Origin of the sequence: Psychrobacter sp. L7, from assembly GCF_002810365.1 — a bacterium.
Lineage (GTDB): Bacteria > Pseudomonadota > Gammaproteobacteria > Pseudomonadales > Moraxellaceae > Psychrobacter > Psychrobacter celer.
Genome location: NZ_NEXR01000006.1, coordinates 47,646 through 67,589 on the forward strand (window position 1 = coordinate 47,646; position 19,944 = coordinate 67,589).

Genomic DNA, 19,944 nt, shown 5'->3' on the forward strand with positions numbered 1-19,944 from the left:
CTATAAATATAGAGAAGAACAGACCATGAGTAATAGTCTATGAAGAATAATAAGAGTAGCGCTGCTATTAGCTTACAAGAAAGTTGGGCCAGCAACATCAGTGACTATATTTTGCTACGTCGTCAGCAAACGCAGGTGGCCTATAGCAAGGCCGATGCAACGGCTAAGGACAGTAGTGCAAAAGTAGACTCAGCATCAGATAACGGCTTATTTACCGCTCTATTTACTATGTTGGCTGCGCATTTAGAAGAGGGGCATACTGTACTCACCATTCAGGAAACTGAGAATGAAGCGCCGCATAGTGGTCAGATTGGTGGCGAGACAGTGACACTATATGCGTGGCAACAGCAGCTGTTAGAGATGCTAGCAATGCCGCTTATTGCCTTGATTGACACTCAAATAGCGGTTCAATCAGAGGTTGATATTACGGCTGAGGCATCAATATTTGTGTTGCTGGAGAATTTGTTTGCTAAGCAAGACCAGCTATGGGCGCAGCTGGCACTTAGCAATCATGAAAAAGAGATGTTGGTTAAAAGGTTTCATGCAGCAGCGGCACTCTACCAGTTATTGAAAAATAGTAACTTAACGTTTTTTTCTAAGTTAATCGATGAGCACACTTTGTTCGCTGACGTTAATGCTAACGCAAACCATAATGAAAATAAAAATAGCCTAAGCAAAAATAATCAACCTATCGTTTATCAGCACATTAACAACAAAGAGGCTGATAAACACAACGCAGCAATCACGTTTTGGTTACACCGAGCGTGGCAAGCAGAATTTAACTTAGCGGCGCGCATCAATACTATTTTAGACCAACAAGTAACGCCGCTTGAGATAGCAATACCTGACAACCTTCACGAAAATCAGATAAAGGCGATTGATATTGCCAATAAAAATGCCTTTAGTATCATTACAGGTGGCCCAGGCACGGGCAAGACTTACACCGTGGCGCAGCTGGTGATGGCATTGCAGCAAGCGACAGAGGGTAGGGGAGCGGCACATGAAAAAATCAAGTTTAGTACAGACAGTGCTAGCCTAGCGTTAGCCGCGCCAACGGGTAAAGCGGCACAGCGTATGCAAGAGTCTTTGCAAGCCGCGTTAGACGCCGCGAACGTCGAGCTACAATTACAAGAAGCCAAAACTATTCATCGCTTGCTGGGCATTGGACGTACGGGCAGACCGCGTTATGATGCCAATAATCCACTGGGCGAAGATATCATTATCGTCGATGAAGCATCGATGCTAGGGGTAGAGCTGGCAAATCACCTTGTCAGTGCAGTAAAGCCTGGGGCGCGACTGATATTGTTGGGTGATGCCAACCAGTTGGCTGCGGTAGATGCAGGGGCAGTATTGGCTGACTTGTGCCGTATTCCGCGCTTGCAGGCGATTCATGCGGAGCTCACAGAGAGTCGCCGATTTACCGCTGACTCTGGTATCGGTAAACTTGCTTATCAAATAAACAAAATAGAGACGGATACGCAGGCTATTTGGCAGTTGCTAAAACATGATGAGGCGCTGGGCTTTGAGTATATAAACAATATCAATAGCTTACCAAATTCATTAGCTAAAGACATTGCTATAATAAATAGCCTAAGCAATAAAGAAAAAATCTCGAAAACAGCTAAGCATTACAACCCATACTTAAATAAAATCAAAACTCTCCTGCAAAACCCAATAGAAAAATCCGTGCCAAAAGCAGTCAAAGCAACTATTAGCTCACTAATGAAAACCTTCAATCAGTTTCGCATACTAACTGCTGGCCACAATGGTGAGTGGGGCGATCACTACATCAATAACTACTTTACCCAGTGGCATCTTGATGAGCTAAAGCTGCCTCTAGGTCAAAACACTTGGTTTCATGGGCGCCCTGTCATGATTCTACAAAACAACTACGAGCTAGGGTTGTTTAATGGCGATATTGGTTTTTGTTTACAGACTGGCGATAATCGCAGCCGACTTGAGGTGTTTTTTGAAAATAAGGAGCAGGGGATTGATGTTAACTTGCTCAATGAAGAGGTTATCGCCACCGCTTATGCGATGACCATTCATAAATCACAAGGATCAGAGTTTGATCATGTAGTCATTACTTTTGACAATAGTAATGCAAGACTGCTGAGTAAAGAGCTGATTTACACCGCTGTGACACGTGCCAAAAAGCAAGTAACCATATACAGTACAAAACACGCACTAGAAAAAGCTGTTCAAACGCCCACTGAGCGCCATACAGGGTTAGCCTTACAGTTTTAGAGTCACTACTAACCTGTAAGCAAAAAAAAGCATCCGATTAGGATGCTTTTAAAAATGCCCGCTTAAATAAAGCGCTTACGCTTCTTCTTTAATGGCATAAATACCTGGCAGATGACGTAGATAACCATGGAAATCCATGCCACAGCCATAGACATAACGGTCTGCAACGTTGATACCGACAAAATCTACATCAAAGTCAGCAACTTTGCGATCATGTTCTTTATTTAGCAGCACGCAGCATTCGATAGACAGCGGTTTTTCTTTACCAAGTTGTTCTACGATGGCTTTTAGGGTGATGCCTTCGTCAAAAATATCATCGATCAGCAGTACGTGCTCACCTTCGATACTGACATCAGGCTTAAATTTCCAGTCTAGCTCATTGGTACCTTCGTTATCACGGTAGCGTGAGGCATGGATATAATGCATACGATGATAAAAAGTCAAATGGGTCAGTAGTTGACCAGCTGGAATCAATCCGCCGTTCATAACGACCATGACGATAGGATTTAGGCCAGCGTAGTGCAGGTTGAGCTGAGCGGCCAGGCGCTCATAAGCTGCGGCAACTTCGATACTGCTAATAAGGCACTCTGAGTTGCGTAGGGTTTTTTCGATTTCTTGGTTACTAATTTGGGTCATGGGTTGCGCCTTTGATAAAAGTGCCGCCTATTTTAGCAAATTTTACTAAATTTGCCCAACACTACAGCCTTAATAAAAATATAATATTCGCTATTCTGGCTTTTTTACGATAAAAGGGCGGTAATAATTGGCCAAACGGTTTAAGGAAGTATCTGGCAAGTCGGGCAATAGCTTGTTTAATGCCATAGACATGCCTTTGTCGATGGCCGCTTTGGCAACGGGCACAGATTTGCGTTTGATCATGCCAAGCTTTAAGGTTTCAGCATAGCGGCTGACAAAGTGTGTCAACGTTTCCTCGTTCATGGTTTCAAGCGCGGTTTTAAAGATTTTCATATCTGTATGCTCAGGCGTAATCGCTGCAAAGCCTTTGTCGATGGTCATGGCGTCTTTGTCAGACAGCTGAAAACCAATGCGCTTGATACCATCATTATCGATAAACGTCGCTCGATCTCTTAAGAAATGAAAGCTGGGTAGCACTTCTTCGTTGTTTTCTTTACCCAGTAGGATATTTAATAGCGTGTCCGTCGCTTTTTCAACGGTGCCGATCACTTTACGCATGGCTGCTTGACGCTCAGGGTTTGGAATAGTGTCCACTAAGCCGACGAGTAGGTTGTCAATCAGGTCACGCGCGGTTTGGTGAGTCAACGCGTCGCGATAAGGGTAGTAATCTACTGACTCATTTGATTCAACCACTTGCTCTGCTTCAGTAATAAGCGCTTTTAATTTGTCTGAAGGAACGAATCCAAAATAATGTGCCATGCTAACTCCTTTATTTGTTGTTTTTAACGTCTTACTACTGTTGTAACCTTTGTAACCTTCAATAAATCAGTTACTATCTAAGGCATGTCTTTTATCAAAACATACAGGAAGTGAAGACATGCTTATAGATAGACAAAGAAAAATTCATCAAAATTTGTATTCATTTATCAAGCGCCTTAACCTTACAATACCATATGAAAAATCGGTGATTGTAACCAGTGATCAGCTGCTATGTCTTTGATAGCAATGTTCTGAGGCTTTCATCGCTCACTAATTTAGCATACTTTTTGGATTTTGATTTAAAAAGCTTGAACTCATAAGGCTATCTAATACTTGTCTAGGGAGAGATAAGATGAATAGTGCTATTGTACTGCTAATCGCAGTTGCCGCCATGCTCTGCGGCTATGTGTTTTATTCAAAGTTTATCGCCACAAAAATTCTGGCATTGGACAACAGTCGTCCCACGCCAGCTCATACCATGAAAGATGGGATTGATTACGTCCCTACCAATAAGTATGTATTGTGGGGCCATCATTTTACCTCAGTGGCAGGGGCGGCACCGATCATCGGTCCAGCTATTGCAGTGATTTGGGGCTGGGTGCCTGCCATCATTTGGGTGGTGTTGGGTACTATTTTTATGGCGGGTGTCCACGATATGTCCGCTATTTGGGCGAGTATGCGTAATCGCGGTCAGTCGATTGGCTCTATCGCTGGTACGGTCATGGGCACACGTGTGCGCAGCTTGATGATGGTCGTGATATTTTTATTGTTATTGATGGTCAATGCGGTGTTTGGTGTTGCTATCGCCAATATGATGATTAAAACGCCGTCTGCTGTACTACCAGTATGGGGCGCGTTAGTCGTGGCCTTTATCATCGGTCAGTGTATCTATCGCTATAAGATGAATCTGGTTTGGGTATCTATCATTGGCGTCACTGCTTTATATGGGCTGATTTATCTTGGCCCTATGTTCCCTGTGGTGTTACCTGAGACCTTTATGGGTCTTCCTGATAATGCGCTGTGGATCATTATCTTATTTGCTTATGCGGCGATTGCATCGTTATTGCCAGTGTGGATGCTATTGCAGCCGCGCGATTATATCAATGGTTTGCAGTTATTTGTCGGTTTGGTTTTATTGTATGCGGCAGTATTTATCGCAACGCCAAACATCGTTGCGCCAGCCGTCAATACCGCACTGCCAGTCGGTACGCCTTCACTATTACCATTATTATTCGTGACTATTGCTTGTGGTGCTATTTCAGGGTTTCATGGATTGGTGGCGACTGGGACGACCTCCAAGCAGATCGATAAAGAAGAAGATGTGCGCTTTGTTGGGTATTTTGGTGCACTGGGTGAGGGGATGCTGGCGCTCGGTGCCATTCTTGCGGCCACTGCCGGTTTTGCCAGCTTAGGAGATTGGCAAGCGGTTTACCAAAAATTTGGTGACGGCTCTGTTGGGGCGTTCATCGATGGCGGTGCCACTATACTCAATGCCGGTGTGGGTATCGATATCGTGCTATCCCAGACCATGCTTACCGTGATGGCAGCTTTGTTTGCTGGTACTACGATGGATACTGGTGTTCGCTTGCAGCGCTATATATTCCAAGAGTTTGGTGAGATTTACAAGCTCCCCGTACTGAGCAAAAGCGTCGTGGCTACCTTGCTCGCCGTAGGAAGCTGCTTGCTATTGGCATTTGGCGCAGGAGGTATCGATGGTGCTGGTGGTATGATTATATGGCCACTATTCGGTACGACCAACCAGCTCATGGCGGCCTTAACCTTGATGATCGTCACAGTTATCTTACTGCGTAAAGGTAAGCCTGTCTGGTATACCTTAGCGCCTTTGTCATTTTTGCTGATCATGACTGTCTTTGCCTTATTAATTCAGCTAAAAACATTCTTTAATGAGGGTAATTGGCTACTCATTATTATGGATATTGTCATTTTAATCGCCACGATTTTAGTGACGTTTGAGAGTCTGTCGGTACTGCGTAAAGAATGGACATCGCATAAAGGTAAAACGGACTCCTAGTTAAGGTTAGAACCTATCATCCATATCTTTATAAAAAACGCTAGCAGCAATTGCTGGCGTTTTTTGTATGAGGTAGGCATCATAGATATGATAAATAAGCAAAATAAGAAAGAGGTAAGGACATCATGGAAGACAACCCAATAGCAAATCAGCCAAAAGGCACCAACCAACAAGAAAATAAAGCACCATGGTGGCAACGGTTTGCTGCTGGACTCAATGAGTTTTATCACGCGCCATATCGCCAGACGATGGCACGGGCAGCACGGGACGAAGAGGATTTTTTTATGCTGATGATGTTTGCAGAGAGTCTCGGTATTGATAATCCTGCCAGCTTTTATACCCTTGAGCTACAGCCTTTATTTTTAGAAAACTTCCATGAATGGCACACCCGCATGGGTATGGATAGATGCCCCTTTGATCACGTTGGCTGCTGCTAGGTGCTGATTTAGAAACTGTTATTGACTGTTATTGTTAGTTATTATGATTAATTGCTCCGTGAAATTTAATTGAGACATAAATATGGCTTTACGTCCTCTGCATAAACTCATAGACCAACTGGCAGATCAGCCGATTATATTCATCGGTGGTAAGGGCGGTGTGGGTAAGACCACCACTGCTGCAGCGCTCGCCAGCGGTTATGCTCGCCAGCAAAAAAAGACACTGATTATCTCAACCGATCCGGCCCATAGTCTGGGTGATGTGCTCAATGTACGGTTGAGCCATGAGAAAACAGCGGTCACGCCTTATCTTGATGCTATCGAGCTAAACCCTGACATCATCGTCGATGCGCACTTTGCTCAAGTGCAGCGCACCATCAGCGCCTATGCCAACCCCGATATGATGCCCAAAATTCGTGAACACCTGCGTCTATCTAAGTCGGCACCTGGCGCACAAGAAGCGGCCATGCTCGAGTCCATGTGTCAGCACCTCGTCAGCGCCGCAGATGCCAACTCTGATAAGAAGTATGAACATATCATATTTGATACCGCGCCAACTGGCCATACGTTGCGTTTGTTGGTATTGCCTGAGATGATGGGCGCGTGGACAGATGGACTATTGGCACAGCAAAGGCGGCAAGCCAAATTGCGCTCGGTGGCAAACCATTTAGACAGCCCCCATCAAACGCGTGGTAGTGGTGGTCGAAGTGGTCAAAAAAACAGCGATCATGATGTGCCAAATCCATTTGCTGCAAAAAAATCTGATCGCTGGGAGCAAGCAGTATCCGTACTAGAAAAGCGCAAAGCACTGTTTCGTCAGGCAGGCCTACTGCTGCATGACCGCGGCCAAACGGCGATTGTCTTGGTAATGACCGCTGACGTGTTACCACTGGCTGAAACCAAACGCGCTGTCTCACAATTAGAGGACAGTAAACTGCCGCCTACGGCGATAGTGGTCAATCAGCTGATCACACCGACGCAGGCAGATGCGTTTTGGCAGCATCGCGCCGAGCGCCAGCAGCAGCTACTGCAAGACATTGAAAGTAGTTTTCCCCATTATCCGCTATACCCAATCCATTTGCAAAAAACAGACGTACGCGGTACGGATGCATTAAGTACCTTGCTAGAGGCTTCATGCTAGCTGGTCACTCAGGCTCACGTGATTGTAATTTACTCGCCAGCGACCATGCCATATCGGCACGTAATAGCTGAGCCTGCTCGGATTTACCGCTACTGAGCGATGACCACTGCGGTTTGCCGCGCGCTTTTTTGAGCTCGCTTGGTAGTTTGTGTGTCGGCCATGGTGTGACGGTATGGTCGTCGTCATCTAACGCTGGCTCTATATTGGGTTTTTCACCTTTATATAGCAATTGCGTGGCATCAGTTGCTGCATGACCACGATGGCGCAGGGCGGTGAGCAAGTCTATCGCGCGCGTGGCGAGTAAGGTTAGAGTGGCAGGGTCGATATATAAGCGCTTTACCCCAGTGATTTTATCAGCAATGCTACTGGTATTAGACAATAGCCCACCTGCGATACCACCGATGGCAGCGCCCAATCCCAACGTCGTGCCAAGGGCCGCCGCATCAATACCCAAGCCTAATAGTGCACCTGCTGCCGCGCCCGATGTGGTGCGGATACCATAGCTTTTGAGCAGCTCAGGATCAAAAGGATCTTGCTGATAGGCTTGTAATTCAAGCGGGGTGGCTGCTACCGCATTATCATAAAACTTATATAAATTGAGCAAATTGTGCTGCATCGCCCGTTCGCTTTGTCTCACCGCTTCTTGCATTTGTGCAAGTATGGGCATTGGGTCATCATCTTCATTAATCTCATGGACGAAAGCGGCAACATTTAATAAAAAGTCGGCAATGATGATATTGGCTTCATCATACAGCTGCGCCCAGTTCTCCGTACGGCGCGCCATTAGTTGTTCAAGCATCTCTGAGTGAGTGAGCATGGTGGCGAGATTTTGCCATAGGCGCATCTCGTCTTCAAATTCAAAGGCGACGGAATCAAAGCGCGTCGAGATATGCAGATTGCGTCTTGCCAGCATCGTTTGCCAGTCATCGATATTGGCATCCTGACTGTCGGTAAAATTAAATACTGGCATCACCGGTATCGCCGCCCAAGATAGAATAGCCAACTCGTCTTTGTATTTACCGAGTACTGGCTCGCGCGCATCGACGACATAAATGGCCATATCACTTGCCAGCAACTGCCGAATCACTTTGGCTTCTTGGCTATAGTCGTCATTGCCGCCACTGCTCGTTAGGGCATTACCACCTTGGGCGATATCTGCGGCCAAAAATTGCTGCAAACGCTCAATACCATCACGGCGACTGGCCGTATTGTCTTCTAGCCAATCCATCAGCCCTGAAGCGTCTTCGAGGCCAGGGGTGTCATATAGTATGACTAAGTCTTCACCGGTTTGGCTGTCTGTGAGTTTGGCTTGCTCCACATGACGCGTGGTGGCCGCTTCGTTCTTGACTTCACCAAAATAAACATCGCGTAATAATGTGCGCAGGATAGAGGTTTTACCTGTATTGGTATGGCCAACGACTGCCAGTTTCAGTGCTTCGCCACTGGCGATGGTCGTTTTTTTGCCAGCGTGCGCTGCCAAGTCGTTTGATTCTTCAGTAGCGTGAGTCTGCGTAGATGTAGTAGATTCAGATACTATTGGCGCGGTCTTTACATGAGGTTCGTCTTTTAGGGCTTTATCGGCAAATAGGCCGACGGGCTGATCATTGGTTTTATTATTATCCATTTTATGTTTCCGTATTATTTATATATATAAACGCTAGAGCTTTTGTGCACATACTAGAAAAAGTGGCTAACTATCCACCAGGCCAATGTTTCGCGCCGCAAGCGCGGTTTGCCACTGTTGATAGCGAGTGTCTTGGTTTGCTATGGTCTGCCTCGGGTCTTTTGCCAAGGTGCCATCACCAAGCAGCTGGATAATAAGCCCGTCTGCCGCATGCTCTGCGATACGATCGAGTTTACGCAGTGTGCCGCGATCAGGCAGCGCATTACTATGAATGCCTAATAACACCTGCACGGGGTGTTTATCAAGATGACTTATCAAGCGCTCCATATCATCGCGGTCATCAACGATACCGAAATCCTCTATCTCACTATTATCATTAATATCGGCATCAAGACCAGATTGCCACCAGTTGTCTTGCTTTGCTGGGTACTCGAGCAGGGCCACCAGTTTTTTACCAGTGCTGACTGTCGCTTTTGGCGCGACAGGGGCTGGTGCTTCTGTAAAGTCGTCAGCATCCACCACATGACGCTGCCAAAAATTCAAAATCTTTTGATAATAAGGCTGCTTGATATCTAGGCGCATTTTTTTGCGGCGAAACATCAACGCACAAAACGCCCAAGCGAGTGCTCTGGGTACGATACCATACATCAGCAAGCTTCCTACCAACAACCCCGCCCATTGCCGCGCGGCAGACAGCGGCATCACCTCAGTCACCAGACGGCTTTGGGCGATAGCGGTACTATCTGGCACGTCAAACCCTACCATACTTGGCAGCCAGCCGAGTATCTGAGTCAGCGTGATAAGCGCCTGATCAGACAGTAAGGTCGACTCCCAGCTAAAACTGTACTGACGCACGATCAATAAAAACACAATGGCCAGCAGCATACCCGTCAAGGTAGCGAGCCATAATTGATGGCTAAAACGCCCCAAATACCAGCGCATGCCGCTGTGCTGTAGTTGACGCTCGTACAAGTCAACGGCTGCTTTGGTCACATCGTCTTTACCACGAATAAGATAGCTGGGACTGACAAAACTGGCAAACCAATTGGACGACTGTTTGCCTTGATTGATGAGCGTCATCGCAAGCCAGCCTAAGAGCATAATAGTATGAAAGCCAAGCAAGCAGACCAGCACATAAAAGAAATTAACCACACTGGTCTGAAGTAGGGCAAACAGTCCTAGAAACCCTGAGATGCACCACACCACACTCATGACTACCATGATGCCTTTTATGCGGCCATCAATCTTACCGAGCACCCCTGCCAGCGCACCGTTACTATCAATACGTGAGGCGCGGCGGTGCAGTTTTTGGATAGGCGTGCCATCTTCGCTTTGCAGCTTTTCGGTGATAAGTAGCGGGTCGGTTGCAAAGACATGCTGCTGCGTCTCAAGCGTGCGCACCAGCTCAGTCAGTTGGTCTTGGGGTGATAGCATAAGATATCCGTATAAAAGCGTTGGTCAACAATCATCATTTTGATTGTGTGAATGATTATTGTAGCTTATATCGTATGGCGGTGACTTCGGTTATTTTTAGCGTTTTTTCATAGTAAATGTAAAATAAATGCGCCAAAATAAATAATGAAGATAAGCAGCATCCTATAATACAGATAACCATAAGGCCGATATTATGAAACAAAAAAATTATTTGGTCATTGGCGGCACCGGTGGTATCGGTCAGGCGATTGTGAAAGAGCTATTACAACGGACTGCTAATGAACAAAGTGATGGAAATATAGGAAATACAAGGGTATATGCCACTTATCACAAAAGTCAGCCTGACTTTGCCGCAGACCACTTGTCGTGGCTGTCCATGGATGTCAGCGATGAGCTGAGTATTGAGCGCGCCATTGCTGATATTAAGCAACAAGCCACTCATATCGACTGGGTGATTAACTGTGCCGGCTTATTACATACGCCGCACAATCAGCCAGAAAAGGCGCTACGACAACTGGAGACGGACTTTTTTTTGCAGAGCATGCAGATAAATGCCTTAGCCAGTCTACTGATTGCCAAGCATATCAAGCCATTACTCGCAAAATCTAAACGTAGTGCGGATAAGCCTGCTATTTTTGCGACCATATCGGCGCGAGTGGGCAGCATCAGTGATAATAGGCTTGGCGGTTGGTACAGCTACCGTATGAGTAAAGCGGCACTGAATATGGGTATGAAGAATTTGAGCATTGAATGGAGTCGGTCGCTAAAGTATGTCTGCGTGGTCGTCATGCAGCCAGGTACGGTTGATACCCAGTTATCTTCACCGTTTCAAGGTAATGTGGCGGACGAAAAGCTGTTCTCGCCAGCCTATAGCGCCGAGCGTTTACTGGAAGTGCTCGATAGTATGAGCGCTGCCCAATCTGGCAGTTTTGTCGATTGGGCAGGTGAGTCGATACCTTGGTAAAAGATAGGTAAAACGGGTGGTTGATAAAATCGTCAAATCATTAATTGGCGACAAATAAATCCATAAATTCATTGACCGGTGTTTGCTCTAAGCGGCTTTGGTCATCACATAGCGCAAAGATATCGGCACAGCGACTGTCAATAAAACGTGTGGCCAAACTGGCGCGAAACTTGGCTTTTAGTACTGGAATGCCTTCTTTGCGGCGACGTTTATGGCCGATAGGATACTCAACGGCGACTTTTTCAGTGTGACTGCCGTCTTTAAAAAACACCTGAATGGCATTGGCAATCGAGCGCTTACTAGGGTCATGATAGTCCGCTGAATATTGTGCATCTTCTACGACCACCATTTTGCTACGCAGCTCATCGATAGACAGATGCTGCTCGTGATAGTCGTCTTCGTAGTTTTCTGCCATCAAGTCGCCCGTCAATAGAGGCACCGCGACCATGTACTGTAAGCAGTGATCGCGATCGGCGGGATTATCCAGTGCACCTTCTTTAGAGATAATGCGAATGGCTGAATCATGAGTGGTTAGGACGATTTTTTCGATATCATCGATGTTGTCTTTGACATGAGGGTGTAGTATCACGGCCGCCTCGCACGCGGTCTGGGCATGGAACTCGGCAGGGAAGCTTATCTTAAACAAGATGTTTTCCATCACATAGCTGCCAAACTCGCGCTGAAAGGTAAACCGTCGATCGCCTGTAGGCTTGAGTGCCAAGTCTTTATTGGTATGGCTAAACAGCACATCATAAAATCCCCATTGCGGCGCGGTTAGAGCGCTTGGGATACCCATCTCACCGCGGCGAGTGATATCGACCAAGCGTACGGCGCGGCTGGTTGCATCACCTGCCGCCCAAGACTTACGGCTACCAGCATTTGGCGCATGGCGATAGGTACGCAGTGCTTGGCCATCGACAATCGCTTGCGAGATGGCTGCCATAATGCGCTCGCGTGGTAATTTATAGAGTTTGGCAACGACAGCGGTTGAGGCAAGTTTGACTAAGAATACGTGGTCAAGACCCACACGGTTGAATGAGTTGTCTAAGGCGAGCACCCCTTGTATCTCATGCGCCATGATCATCGCCTCTAGCACGTCACGCATGAGCAGCGGGGCTTTGTTTTGGCGGATATTTTGCTGACTGATATAGTCCGCCACCGCCAAGATACCGCCTAAATTGTCGGAAGGATGACCCCATTCGGCCGCAAGCCACGTATCATTATAATCAAGCCAGCGCACCATACAGCCGATATCAAACGCAGCTTTTATAGGATCAAGTCGATGGGAGGTGCCGGGCACACGCGCACCGTGGGGAGTGATTTGCTCGCGGCACTCAGGCCCTAGGTGCTTGGTACATTCAGGAAAACGAAGTGCCAGCAGCCCGCAGCCGAGTGTATCCATCAGACAGTAACGAGCCGTATCCCATGCCTCAGCACTATTTGGCGAGTCATCATCGATCGAGTAGCTCAGCACATAGTCGGCGATTTTTTGGATCTCATCGTCGTATTCTGGACGGATATTACTCTCGACGGTAGCGTTTTGAGTATTAGATATAGTAGACATAACCGTTACCTCTTCCTTGAGTCAGATACTTGTATTCTCACAAAGTAACATACTCAATCTAGCAGCACAGTGACGTCATGTAAAAACACAAGGCCGATACTTCTATTTAAAAGCCTATATCCTTAAGCTTAGATTCAACAAATGGCTATCTTATGTCATCAAATAAATCAGCCCTGCGACAAACATCAGGCTAAAAAGTAAAAGCAGCACACCCAAAACCTTACTGGCCACCCCCGAGCCTGCTGACGGCGGTTTTTTGACTTTGACTTTTTTGAGTAGCGGCAACACCATGGTGGCGTGTTCGATATTGTCTGTCAGATAGCGCTCGCCTTCGGTGACAAACCCCAACGACTCATAAAAGCTGAGCAAGTAGGTCTGCGCGGAGATAATGATGGGCTTTTTGCCGTACTTTTTGCGGCAGTATTTGATAGCATGCGTCATGATTTGCCGCGCCAGCCCTTGATTGCGATACTCACTGAGTACCAGCACTCTGCCGATAGCAGGCATAGAATACGCCGGATTTTCTAGCGATTTTTTGGGATTAAAGTCAGGCGGGATAATACGGCAATAGCCAACCAGCGCGGCGTTTTGATGCGCGATAAGATGTAAGCAATCAAAATCCACCTCATCCATGTCTTGATAAGCGCAGTTTTGCTCGACGACAAACACCTGCGAGCGGGCTTTTAAAATATGATAAATATCAACTGAGGTTAGCTCATCAAAGGTTTTTATAGAAAATTCACACGTCATAATTTACAGGCTTTTGGCAGTAGGCTAAAAAACAAGAGAAACATCATAAAGCAGTGGCATTATAACGATTTAGCCCTTTATCAACCATGGATAGTTTGACAGATTTTATCTGCATTCAAACGATCAAACTATCCGGTATGGCGTTAAATATCTCAAAAACTATCCGCTGGTACAAATACCTCGCCTGTCATAATACGGCGCGCAGAGCGGCTCATCGAGACTTTTTTGGCTTGCCAGCGGCCGTCGACTTGTTCGGTCTTACCACCGACCAGTAGCGTCCCTGATGGATGACCAAAACGCACCTCGGTCAGCTCGCCGCCGCCAGCCGCCTCATTGACCAATGTCCCTTGTGTGGTGGCCGCTGCCGCAATGGCGACCGCTGCGGTGCCCATCATCGCATGATGCAGCTGTCCCATGCTCATAGCGCGTACCACTAAATCGATATCGTTGGCATCAACTTCTTTACCACTCGACGCGGTATAACTTTGTGCAGGAGCGACCCAAGCGATCTTAGGAATATGTTGGCTCGCTTGTGCCTCAGACTCCTCTTTAAATAGTCCCATAGCGACGCCGCCACGAGCGCGAATTTTTTCTAGTTTTACTAACGTTTCGCTATCACTATTAATATCGCCTTGTAATTCTGTACCGCTAAAGCCTAAATCTTCCGCTTTCATGAAGATAGTGGGAATACCCGCGCTAATGAAAGTCGCCTTAACGTTATCTTTATCCAACCCACAATCTGAGACATCAAAGTCATCGACGAGGTTATTGGTCGGGAACATATCACTGGAGGAGTCTACTGGGTCAATGAACTCAATCTTGACCTCAGCAGCGGGGAAGGTCACGCCATCAAGCTCAAAGTCTCCTGTTTCTTGCACTTGCACCTGACCATTCTCATCCTTGTATACAGGCACATGGGCGATAATGGTTTTGCTGATATTCTCCTGCCAGATACGCACTTCGCAAACACCGCTGTCCGCGTCTTTATCAATACTACTAGCAATTTTGTCTGCATCGACCAAGCCCATATTAATCGCACAAGCACCCACGGCGGCGGTTAGGTTACCGCAGTTACCCGCCCAATCAATCATCGGCTTTGCGATATTAACTTGTCCAAATAGATAATTAACATCGTGGTCTGCTTGCCTTGCTTCAGACAATATCACCGTTTTTGACGTACTAGAGCTACCATTACCCAGGCCGTCGATTTGCTTGCCATACGGGTCTGGGCTACCAATGACACGCAGTAAGAAATTATCAAGGGCTTGGCCTGGTTCTTGGCAACGCTCAGGTAGGTCAGATAATTTAAAGAATGTGCCCTTTGAGGTACCGCCACGCATGTAAGTGGCGGGGACAGAGAGTTGCGGGGCGAAAGTAGGTTGGTTTTGGGTCATTGTTGGAGTCCTTTATATATTTATGACTTGTTTATAGTTTTATTGGTAGTATAGAGTGATCAAGACTAATTGAAATAGAGGTTGTTATGCATTTAGGAAAAGAACAAAGTGATAATTCGGCAAAAATTAATCAGATAATGCAAGATAACCCTGATTTGTCTTATGAGTTCATACGTCAATTATTAATCGCTCAAACAGAGATTGAAATAGGTCAGGTTACACCTTTTTAAGTTTGGATAGATTTAAAAAGTTAATAATGATAGCGACAAGAAATAATAGTCAGATAGTTATCATCAACTGCGTATACTAGACGGTTAGAATCATCGATACGCCTAGACCAAAATCCTGATAGATTTTCTTTTAAAGGTTCGGGCTTGCCGATGCCCTCAAATGGATTGCGTTTACACTCTGTGATTAACTTATTGATGCGTTTAAGGGTTTTTTTATCTTGCGTTTGCCAATATAGATAATCTTTCCAAGCGGCATCCGTCCATGCTAGCTGTTCATTCATAGCTTTTACTCGCAGTAGTATTAAGCATCTTCAGCATCGGTTTCATCGCTTGAATAACTATCAGCGTCCTCTACATCTTCATTATCTATTAAATCACGCACTGCCGTCTTGCCAGCTTGATACTGCGCAATTGATTTTGCTAAATGAGCGGCATTAGCAGGAGATTTTAATAAATAGACGGTTTCCATCAGGCTGTTGTAGTAATCAAGGGACATGACCACAGCATCATCTGCATCACGGCGAGTCACAATAGTGGCATTGGCATCGTCATTAACGGTGTCTAAAACCGACTTTAAATGCTTTCTCGCTTCTGAAAAACTAATTACTCTCATAACAGTCTCCAATACTTGTACAGTTAATAGTACATGTTACGCTATTTATAAAAGTATATCAATAATTATAAAAAAGCCGATGCCATATAGACACTCTATACAACATCGGCTTATTTATTACTTATACGCTATGTCTTAACGCTTACGCAATATCTAGCGTGCCTTCGATAAACTCTTTGGCAAAACGCTGGAGCATACCGCCAGAGTTGTACATTTTTACTTCATCCGCCGTGTCTAAGCGGCAGATAACAGGCGCTTTATCAACCGTGCCGTCTGTGCGATGAATGACCAGAGTCATATCACCGCCAGCGGAGACGTCCCCTTCGATATCAAAAATCTCAGACCCGTCAATGTTTAGCGTCTCACGGTTGGTGCCTTCTTTAAACTGCACGGGAAGAGCGCCCATGCCGACGAGGTTTTGGCGGTGGATACGCTCAAAGTCTTCGGCGACAACGACTTCCACGCCAGCCAGACGCACGCCCTTTGCCGCCCAATCACGGCTTGAGCCTTGACCATAACCGTCACCGGCGATGATGATCAGCGGCTGCTCACGATTCATATATGTCTCAATCGCTTCCCACATGCGCATGACCGTACCTTCTGGCTCTACGCGAGCGAGTGAGCCTTGGATAACGTTGCCTTTCTCATCACGTACCATCTCATTAAGCAACTTCGGGTTGGCAAAGGTGGCACGCTGCGCAGTCAAGTGATCGCCGCGGTGGGTGGCGTATGAGTTATAGTCTTCCTCAGGCAAGCCCATGGTATCGAGATACTCGCCAGCGGCGCTATCACCCATGATGGCATTAGACGGCGACATGTGATCGGTTGTGATGTTATCACCAAGCACAGCGAGTGGACGCAGACCTTTTAACTTATTCATTGCCGCCATCTTACCTTCCCAATACGGTGGACGGCGAATATAGGTACTCATTTCGCGCCAGTCGTATTGCGGGTCGATGACCGACGCTTCATTACGGCCTGCCTGCGCTTTGGCTTCATCAAACATCGGGATGTACACTTGGTTAAACTGCTCAGGCTTGACCGCTGATTTGACAATAGCGTCAACCTCCGCATCATCAAACCAGATATCTTTTAGATACACATCGTTGCCGTCTTGGTCTTTACCCAGTGAGTCTTTTTCGATATCGAAGCGGATGTTGCCTGCGATAGCATAAGCGACCACAAGCGGCGGCGAGGCGAGGAACGCTTGCTTGGCATACGGATGGATACGACCATCAAAGTTACGGTTGCCCGATAGCACAGCGGTACTAAATAAGTCGCGATCGATGATTTCTTGCTGGATATCTGGGTCCAGCGCGCCGCTCATACCGTTACAAGTGGTACAGGCAAAGGCCACAACATCAAAGCCTAGCTTTTGTAGCTCAGGTAGCAACCCTGCTTCCTCTAAATACAGCTTAACGGTTTTTGAGCCTGGCGCTAGTGAGGACTTCACCCAAGGCTTACGAATGAGGCCTTTTTCGACGGCGTTACGGGCGACGATACCAGCGGCCACCATGTTGCGCGGGTTTGAGGTGTTGGTACAGCTGGTGATCGCAGCGATAATGACGGCACCATCTGGCATCTGGCCATCTTTTGGCTCAGGCAACTTATTATCAGCGCCGTGAGCGATGCCCTCGGCCACAAGGTCGGTCGTCGATACGCGAGCATGGGGACGTGACGGCCCTGCGATGTTGCGTACGACTTTTGATAAATCAAAGCGTAGTACGCGCTCATACTCAGCCTCTTTTAAGCCATCAGCCCAGAGGCCAACTTGCTTGGCATAAGCTTCTACGGTTTTAATTTGTTGCTCGCTGCGACCGGTGAGGCGCAAGTAATCAATGGTCTGCTCATCGATAGAGAACATCGCAGCAGTAGCACCATATTCAGGGGTCATATTAGAGATGGAGGCGCGGTCACCAACCGTTAGGTTTCGTGCACCTTCACCAAAGAACTCTAAATAAGATGACACCACGCCCTCAGTGCGTAAAAACTCGGTCATCGCCAGTACTAAATCGGTACCAGTGATGCCTTCTTGTAGTTTACCTGTCAGCTCGACACCGATGATATCTGGCAAGCGCATGTATGAGGGATTGCCCAGCATCACGCTTTCGGCCTCTAGCCCGCCGACACCGATAGAGATAACGCCAAGCGCATCGACCATCGGCGTGTGGCTATCGGTGCCGACTAGGGTGTCAGGGAAGGCGATAGCATCGCCGTCTTGGTCGGCGACCACTTGTACGACAGGCGACATTTTTTCTAGGTTGATTTGGTGCATGATGCCATTACCAGGCGGGACGACGTTGACGTTATCAAAGGCGTACTGGCACCAGTTGATAAAGTGAAAACGGTCTTCGTTACGGCGTTCCTCGATGGCACGGTTTTTTTCAAACGCATCTTCTTCAAAACCGGCATGCTCTACGGCTAATGAGTGGTCAACGATCAGCTGCGTCGGTACGATGGGATTTACTTTGGCAGGATCACCACCTTTTTCGGCGATGGCATCACGTAGCCCTGCCAAATCGACAAACGCGGTCTGACCTAAGATATCGTGGCATACCACGCGGGCAGGATACCAAGGAAAGTCGACCTCTTGCTTACGGTAGATATGCTGCGCTAGCGCCTCGGTCAAATCCTCAGGTGGGCAGCGGCGCACGAGGTTTTCGCATAATACCTTTGAGCTAAAAGGTAGCTTGGCATAAGCACCAGGCTCGATCTCATTGACCGCTTGCTCGACATCAAAGTAATGTAACTCGGTGCCGGGCAATGGCTTTTTGTACTTATCGTTCATGGTTTGCGGGTTAACTTGCGTTAACGGCTGTTTGTTGTCTGTCATGACGGATCATCCTTACTAAGAAGGGTTATTAAAAATAGCTGTTATTTAAAAAAATTAACCGCGCGCGCCGATGTCCGGTACTGGGCGCAGCTCTTCACCCGTATATTCCGCGCTTGGGCGAATGATACGGTTGTTGGCGCGCTGCTCAAACACGTGCGCCGCCCAGCCAGTTAAACGTGAACAGACAAAGATGGGCGTAAACAGCTTGGTCGGGATGCCCATAAAGTGATAGGCTGAGGCATGAAAAAAGTCAGCATTACAAAACAGTTTTTTCTCGCGCCACATGACTTCCTCACAGCGTACCGATACTGGGTATAGCACCTCATCACCGACGTCAGCTGCCAGCTTTTCAGACCAGCCTTTGATGACGACGTTACGCGGATCCGACTCGCTATAGATCGCATGACCAAAGCCCATGATTTTATCTTTACGTGCCAGCATGGCCATCATCTCTTTTTCGGCCTCATCCGGTGAGCCAAAGCCTTCGATCATGTCCATCGCAGCCTCATTGGCACCGCCATGCAAATGCCCACGTAGTGAGCCGATCGCACCTGTGACACAAGAATGAATGTCCGATAACGTAGATGCACAGACGCGGGCGGTAAAGGTCGAGGCGTTGAACTCATGCTCAGCGTACAAGATCAATGAGACGTTCATCACGCGCTCGTGTAGCTCGTTTGGCTTCTCACCTTTGAGCAAATGCAAGAAATGCCCACCGATAGTAGCATCGTCCGTTTCGGTCTCGATACGCACGTTGTCATGGCTAAAGCGATACCAGTAGTTGATGATAGATGGGAACACCGCCAACATACGATCGGTTTTATCATTTTGCTGATCAAAGTCGGTTTCCATCTCAAGGTTACCTAGCATCGAGCAGCCCGTACGCAGTACGTCCATAGGATGCGCGTCCGCTGGAATGCGCTCGAGTACGTCTTTTAGCGCTTGCGGTAGGCCTCGCATTTTTTTGAGTTTGGCTTGATACGCATCAAGCTCGCTTTGGGTAGGCAAGTTGCCATACAGTAGCAAATACGCCACTTCTTCAAAAATGCACTTGTCCGCCAGCTCAGAGACATCGTAGCCGCGATAGGTCAGGCCTGAGCCTGACTTGCCAACTGTCGATAGCGAGGTCTTGCCTGCGACTTGACCACGTAGGCCTGCGCCTGATAATTCTTTTTGTGCTGCCATGGTTGAATTCCTTTTTTTAGGTGGCTTGTTTGGGTAATTGACGAAAAGGGTGATGTCATAGTGATAAGCATTTACAATAGATACTTGTTGATTGACACTTA

General features: G+C 47.1%; 17 protein-coding genes. 6 read left to right on the top strand and 11 right to left on the bottom strand.

What is annotated here, in order from left to right; all coding sequences use genetic code 11:
- Window positions 1-39: 39 nt before the first annotated feature.
- Window positions 40-2,247 carry an exodeoxyribonuclease V subunit alpha gene (recD, locus tag CAP50_RS07635; protein WP_100749603.1) on the top strand — a complete coding sequence of 736 codons (2,208 nt, stop codon included), beginning with the start codon at window positions 40-42 and terminating at the stop codon, window positions 2,245-2,247.
- 75 nt (window positions 2,248-2,322) lie between these two features.
- Here the strand turns inward: recD and CAP50_RS07640 are convergent, their stop codons facing one another.
- The gene (locus CAP50_RS07640) at window positions 2,323-2,883 is read right to left on the bottom strand and encodes a hypoxanthine-guanine phosphoribosyltransferase (RefSeq protein ID WP_075100823.1); all 561 of its coding nucleotides are present in this window, start codon (window positions 2,881-2,883) and stop codon (window positions 2,323-2,325) included.
- Between the two features lie 90 nt (window positions 2,884-2,973).
- Window positions 2,974-3,642: a hypothetical protein gene (locus tag CAP50_RS07645; protein WP_075100824.1), complete on the bottom strand. Its 669-nt coding sequence runs from the start codon at window positions 3,640-3,642 to the stop codon at window positions 2,974-2,976.
- A gap of 352 nt (window positions 3,643-3,994) precedes the next feature.
- Between CAP50_RS07645 and CAP50_RS07650 the strand changes: the two genes are divergently transcribed.
- The 3 genes from CAP50_RS07650 (at window position 3,995) to CAP50_RS07660 (ending at window position 7,252) form a co-directional block, all read left to right on the top strand.
- On the top strand, window positions 3,995-5,674 hold the full coding sequence (locus CAP50_RS07650) for a carbon starvation CstA family protein (protein WP_100749604.1): 1,680 nt from the start codon (window positions 3,995-3,997) through the stop codon (window positions 5,672-5,674).
- A 125-nt stretch (window positions 5,675-5,799) separates the two neighbouring features.
- Window positions 5,800-6,111, top strand: coding sequence for a cory-CC-star protein (locus CAP50_RS07655; RefSeq protein WP_100749605.1), 312 nt, complete (start codon window positions 5,800-5,802; stop codon window positions 6,109-6,111).
- 82 nt (window positions 6,112-6,193) lie between these two features.
- On the top strand, window positions 6,194-7,252 hold the full coding sequence (locus CAP50_RS07660) for an ArsA family ATPase (RefSeq protein WP_100749606.1): 1,059 nt from the start codon (window positions 6,194-6,196) through the stop codon (window positions 7,250-7,252).
- 4 nt (window positions 7,253-7,256) lie between these two features.
- On the opposite strand, the gene CAP50_RS07665 is transcribed toward CAP50_RS07660, so the two are convergent.
- Together CAP50_RS07665 and CAP50_RS07670 are read right to left on the bottom strand one after the other, a co-directional pair.
- A complete protein-coding gene (locus tag CAP50_RS07665) occupies window positions 7,257-8,876 on the bottom strand; it encodes a GTPase/DUF3482 domain-containing protein (RefSeq protein ID WP_100749607.1) in 1,620 nt (539 codons plus the stop codon).
- A 66-nt stretch (window positions 8,877-8,942) separates the two neighbouring features.
- Window positions 8,943-10,310, bottom strand: a complete 1,368-nt coding sequence (locus CAP50_RS07670; protein ID WP_100749608.1) for a DUF2868 domain-containing protein — start codon at window positions 10,308-10,310, stop codon at window positions 8,943-8,945.
- 193 nt (window positions 10,311-10,503) lie between these two features.
- Between CAP50_RS07670 and CAP50_RS07675 the strand changes: the two genes are divergently transcribed.
- Window positions 10,504-11,274: an SDR family oxidoreductase gene (locus CAP50_RS07675; protein ID WP_075100830.1), complete on the top strand. Its 771-nt coding sequence runs from the start codon at window positions 10,504-10,506 to the stop codon at window positions 11,272-11,274.
- 40 nt (window positions 11,275-11,314) lie between these two features.
- Here the strand turns inward: CAP50_RS07675 and CAP50_RS07680 are convergent, their stop codons facing one another.
- The 3 genes from CAP50_RS07680 to prpF all read right to left on the bottom strand — a co-directional run bounded on the left by CAP50_RS07680 (window position 11,315) and on the right by prpF (window position 14,982).
- A complete protein-coding gene (locus tag CAP50_RS07680) occupies window positions 11,315-12,838 on the bottom strand; it encodes a bifunctional 2-methylcitrate dehydratase/aconitate hydratase (RefSeq protein ID WP_075100831.1) in 1,524 nt (507 codons plus the stop codon).
- Between the two features lie 150 nt (window positions 12,839-12,988).
- Entirely contained in the window at window positions 12,989-13,588 is a 600-nt protein-coding gene (locus CAP50_RS07685) for a GNAT family N-acetyltransferase (protein WP_075100832.1), read from the bottom strand.
- Between the two features lie 152 nt (window positions 13,589-13,740).
- The gene (gene prpF, locus CAP50_RS07690) at window positions 13,741-14,982 is read right to left on the bottom strand and encodes a 2-methylaconitate cis-trans isomerase PrpF (protein ID WP_100749609.1); all 1,242 of its coding nucleotides are present in this window, start codon (window positions 14,980-14,982) and stop codon (window positions 13,741-13,743) included.
- A gap of 86 nt (window positions 14,983-15,068) precedes the next feature.
- Between prpF and CAP50_RS12715 the strand changes: the two genes are divergently transcribed.
- Window positions 15,069-15,212 carry a hypothetical protein gene (locus CAP50_RS12715; RefSeq protein WP_172953093.1) on the top strand — a complete coding sequence of 48 codons (144 nt, stop codon included), beginning with the start codon at window positions 15,069-15,071 and terminating at the stop codon, window positions 15,210-15,212.
- Between the two features lie 20 nt (window positions 15,213-15,232).
- On the opposite strand, the gene CAP50_RS07695 is transcribed toward CAP50_RS12715, so the two are convergent.
- The 4 genes from CAP50_RS07695 to prpC form a co-directional block, all read right to left on the bottom strand.
- Window positions 15,233-15,493 carry a Txe/YoeB family addiction module toxin gene (locus CAP50_RS07695; RefSeq protein WP_025646994.1) on the bottom strand — a complete coding sequence of 87 codons (261 nt, stop codon included), beginning with the start codon at window positions 15,491-15,493 and terminating at the stop codon, window positions 15,233-15,235.
- 20 nt (window positions 15,494-15,513) lie between these two features.
- Window positions 15,514-15,825, bottom strand: coding sequence for a type II toxin-antitoxin system Phd/YefM family antitoxin (locus tag CAP50_RS07700; protein WP_025646995.1), 312 nt, complete (start codon window positions 15,823-15,825; stop codon window positions 15,514-15,516).
- Window positions 15,826-15,967: 142 nt separating this feature from the next.
- On the bottom strand, window positions 15,968-18,613 hold the full coding sequence (acnD, locus tag CAP50_RS07705) for a Fe/S-dependent 2-methylisocitrate dehydratase AcnD (RefSeq protein ID WP_100749747.1): 2,646 nt from the start codon (window positions 18,611-18,613) through the stop codon (window positions 15,968-15,970).
- 99 nt (window positions 18,614-18,712) lie between these two features.
- Complete coding sequence (gene prpC, locus CAP50_RS07710) at window positions 18,713-19,843, bottom strand: bifunctional 2-methylcitrate synthase/citrate synthase (protein ID WP_100749610.1); 1,131 nt, start codon at window positions 19,841-19,843, stop codon at window positions 18,713-18,715.
- Window positions 19,844-19,944 lie beyond the last annotated feature (101 nt).

Excerpts from the sequence above, each read along its gene's own strand:
- CAP50_RS07645 (WP_075100824.1), bottom strand. The coding sequence starts at position 3,642 with ATGGCACATTATTTTGGATTCGTTCCTTCAGACAAATTAAAAGCGCTT.
- CAP50_RS07685 (WP_075100832.1), bottom strand. The coding sequence starts at position 13,588 with ATGACGTGTGAATTTTCTATAAAAACCTTTGATGAGCTAACCTCAGTT.
- CAP50_RS07660 (WP_100749606.1), top strand. The coding sequence starts at position 6,194 with ATGGCTTTACGTCCTCTGCATAAACTCATAGACCAACTGGCAGATCAG.
- prpC (WP_100749610.1), bottom strand. The coding sequence starts at position 19,843 with ATGGCAGCACAAAAAGAATTATCAGGCGCAGGCCTACGTGGTCAAGTC.
- CAP50_RS07670 (WP_100749608.1), bottom strand. The coding sequence starts at position 10,310 with ATGCTATCACCCCAAGACCAACTGACTGAGCTGGTGCGCACGCTTGAG.
- recD (WP_100749603.1), top strand. The coding sequence starts at position 40 with ATGAAGAATAATAAGAGTAGCGCTGCTATTAGCTTACAAGAAAGTTGG.
- CAP50_RS07650 (WP_100749604.1), top strand. The coding sequence starts at position 3,995 with ATGAATAGTGCTATTGTACTGCTAATCGCAGTTGCCGCCATGCTCTGC.
- CAP50_RS07695 (WP_025646994.1), bottom strand. The coding sequence starts at position 15,493 with ATGAATGAACAGCTAGCATGGACGGATGCCGCTTGGAAAGATTATCTA.
- CAP50_RS07640 (WP_075100823.1), bottom strand. The coding sequence starts at position 2,883 with ATGACCCAAATTAGTAACCAAGAAATCGAAAAAACCCTACGCAACTCA.
- prpF (WP_100749609.1), bottom strand. The coding sequence starts at position 14,982 with ATGACCCAAAACCAACCTACTTTCGCCCCGCAACTCTCTGTCCCCGCC.
- CAP50_RS07680 (WP_075100831.1), bottom strand. The coding sequence starts at position 12,838 with ATGTCTACTATATCTAATACTCAAAACGCTACCGTCGAGAGTAATATC.
- CAP50_RS07675 (WP_075100830.1), top strand. The coding sequence starts at position 10,504 with ATGAAACAAAAAAATTATTTGGTCATTGGCGGCACCGGTGGTATCGGT.
- CAP50_RS07655 (WP_100749605.1), top strand. The coding sequence starts at position 5,800 with ATGGAAGACAACCCAATAGCAAATCAGCCAAAAGGCACCAACCAACAA.
- CAP50_RS07700 (WP_025646995.1), bottom strand. The coding sequence starts at position 15,825 with ATGAGAGTAATTAGTTTTTCAGAAGCGAGAAAGCATTTAAAGTCGGTT.
- CAP50_RS07665 (WP_100749607.1), bottom strand. The coding sequence starts at position 8,876 with ATGGATAATAATAAAACCAATGATCAGCCCGTCGGCCTATTTGCCGAT.
- acnD (WP_100749747.1), bottom strand. The coding sequence starts at position 18,613 with ATGAACGATAAGTACAAAAAGCCATTGCCCGGCACCGAGTTACATTAC.
- CAP50_RS12715 (WP_172953093.1), top strand. The coding sequence starts at position 15,069 with ATGCATTTAGGAAAAGAACAAAGTGATAATTCGGCAAAAATTAATCAG.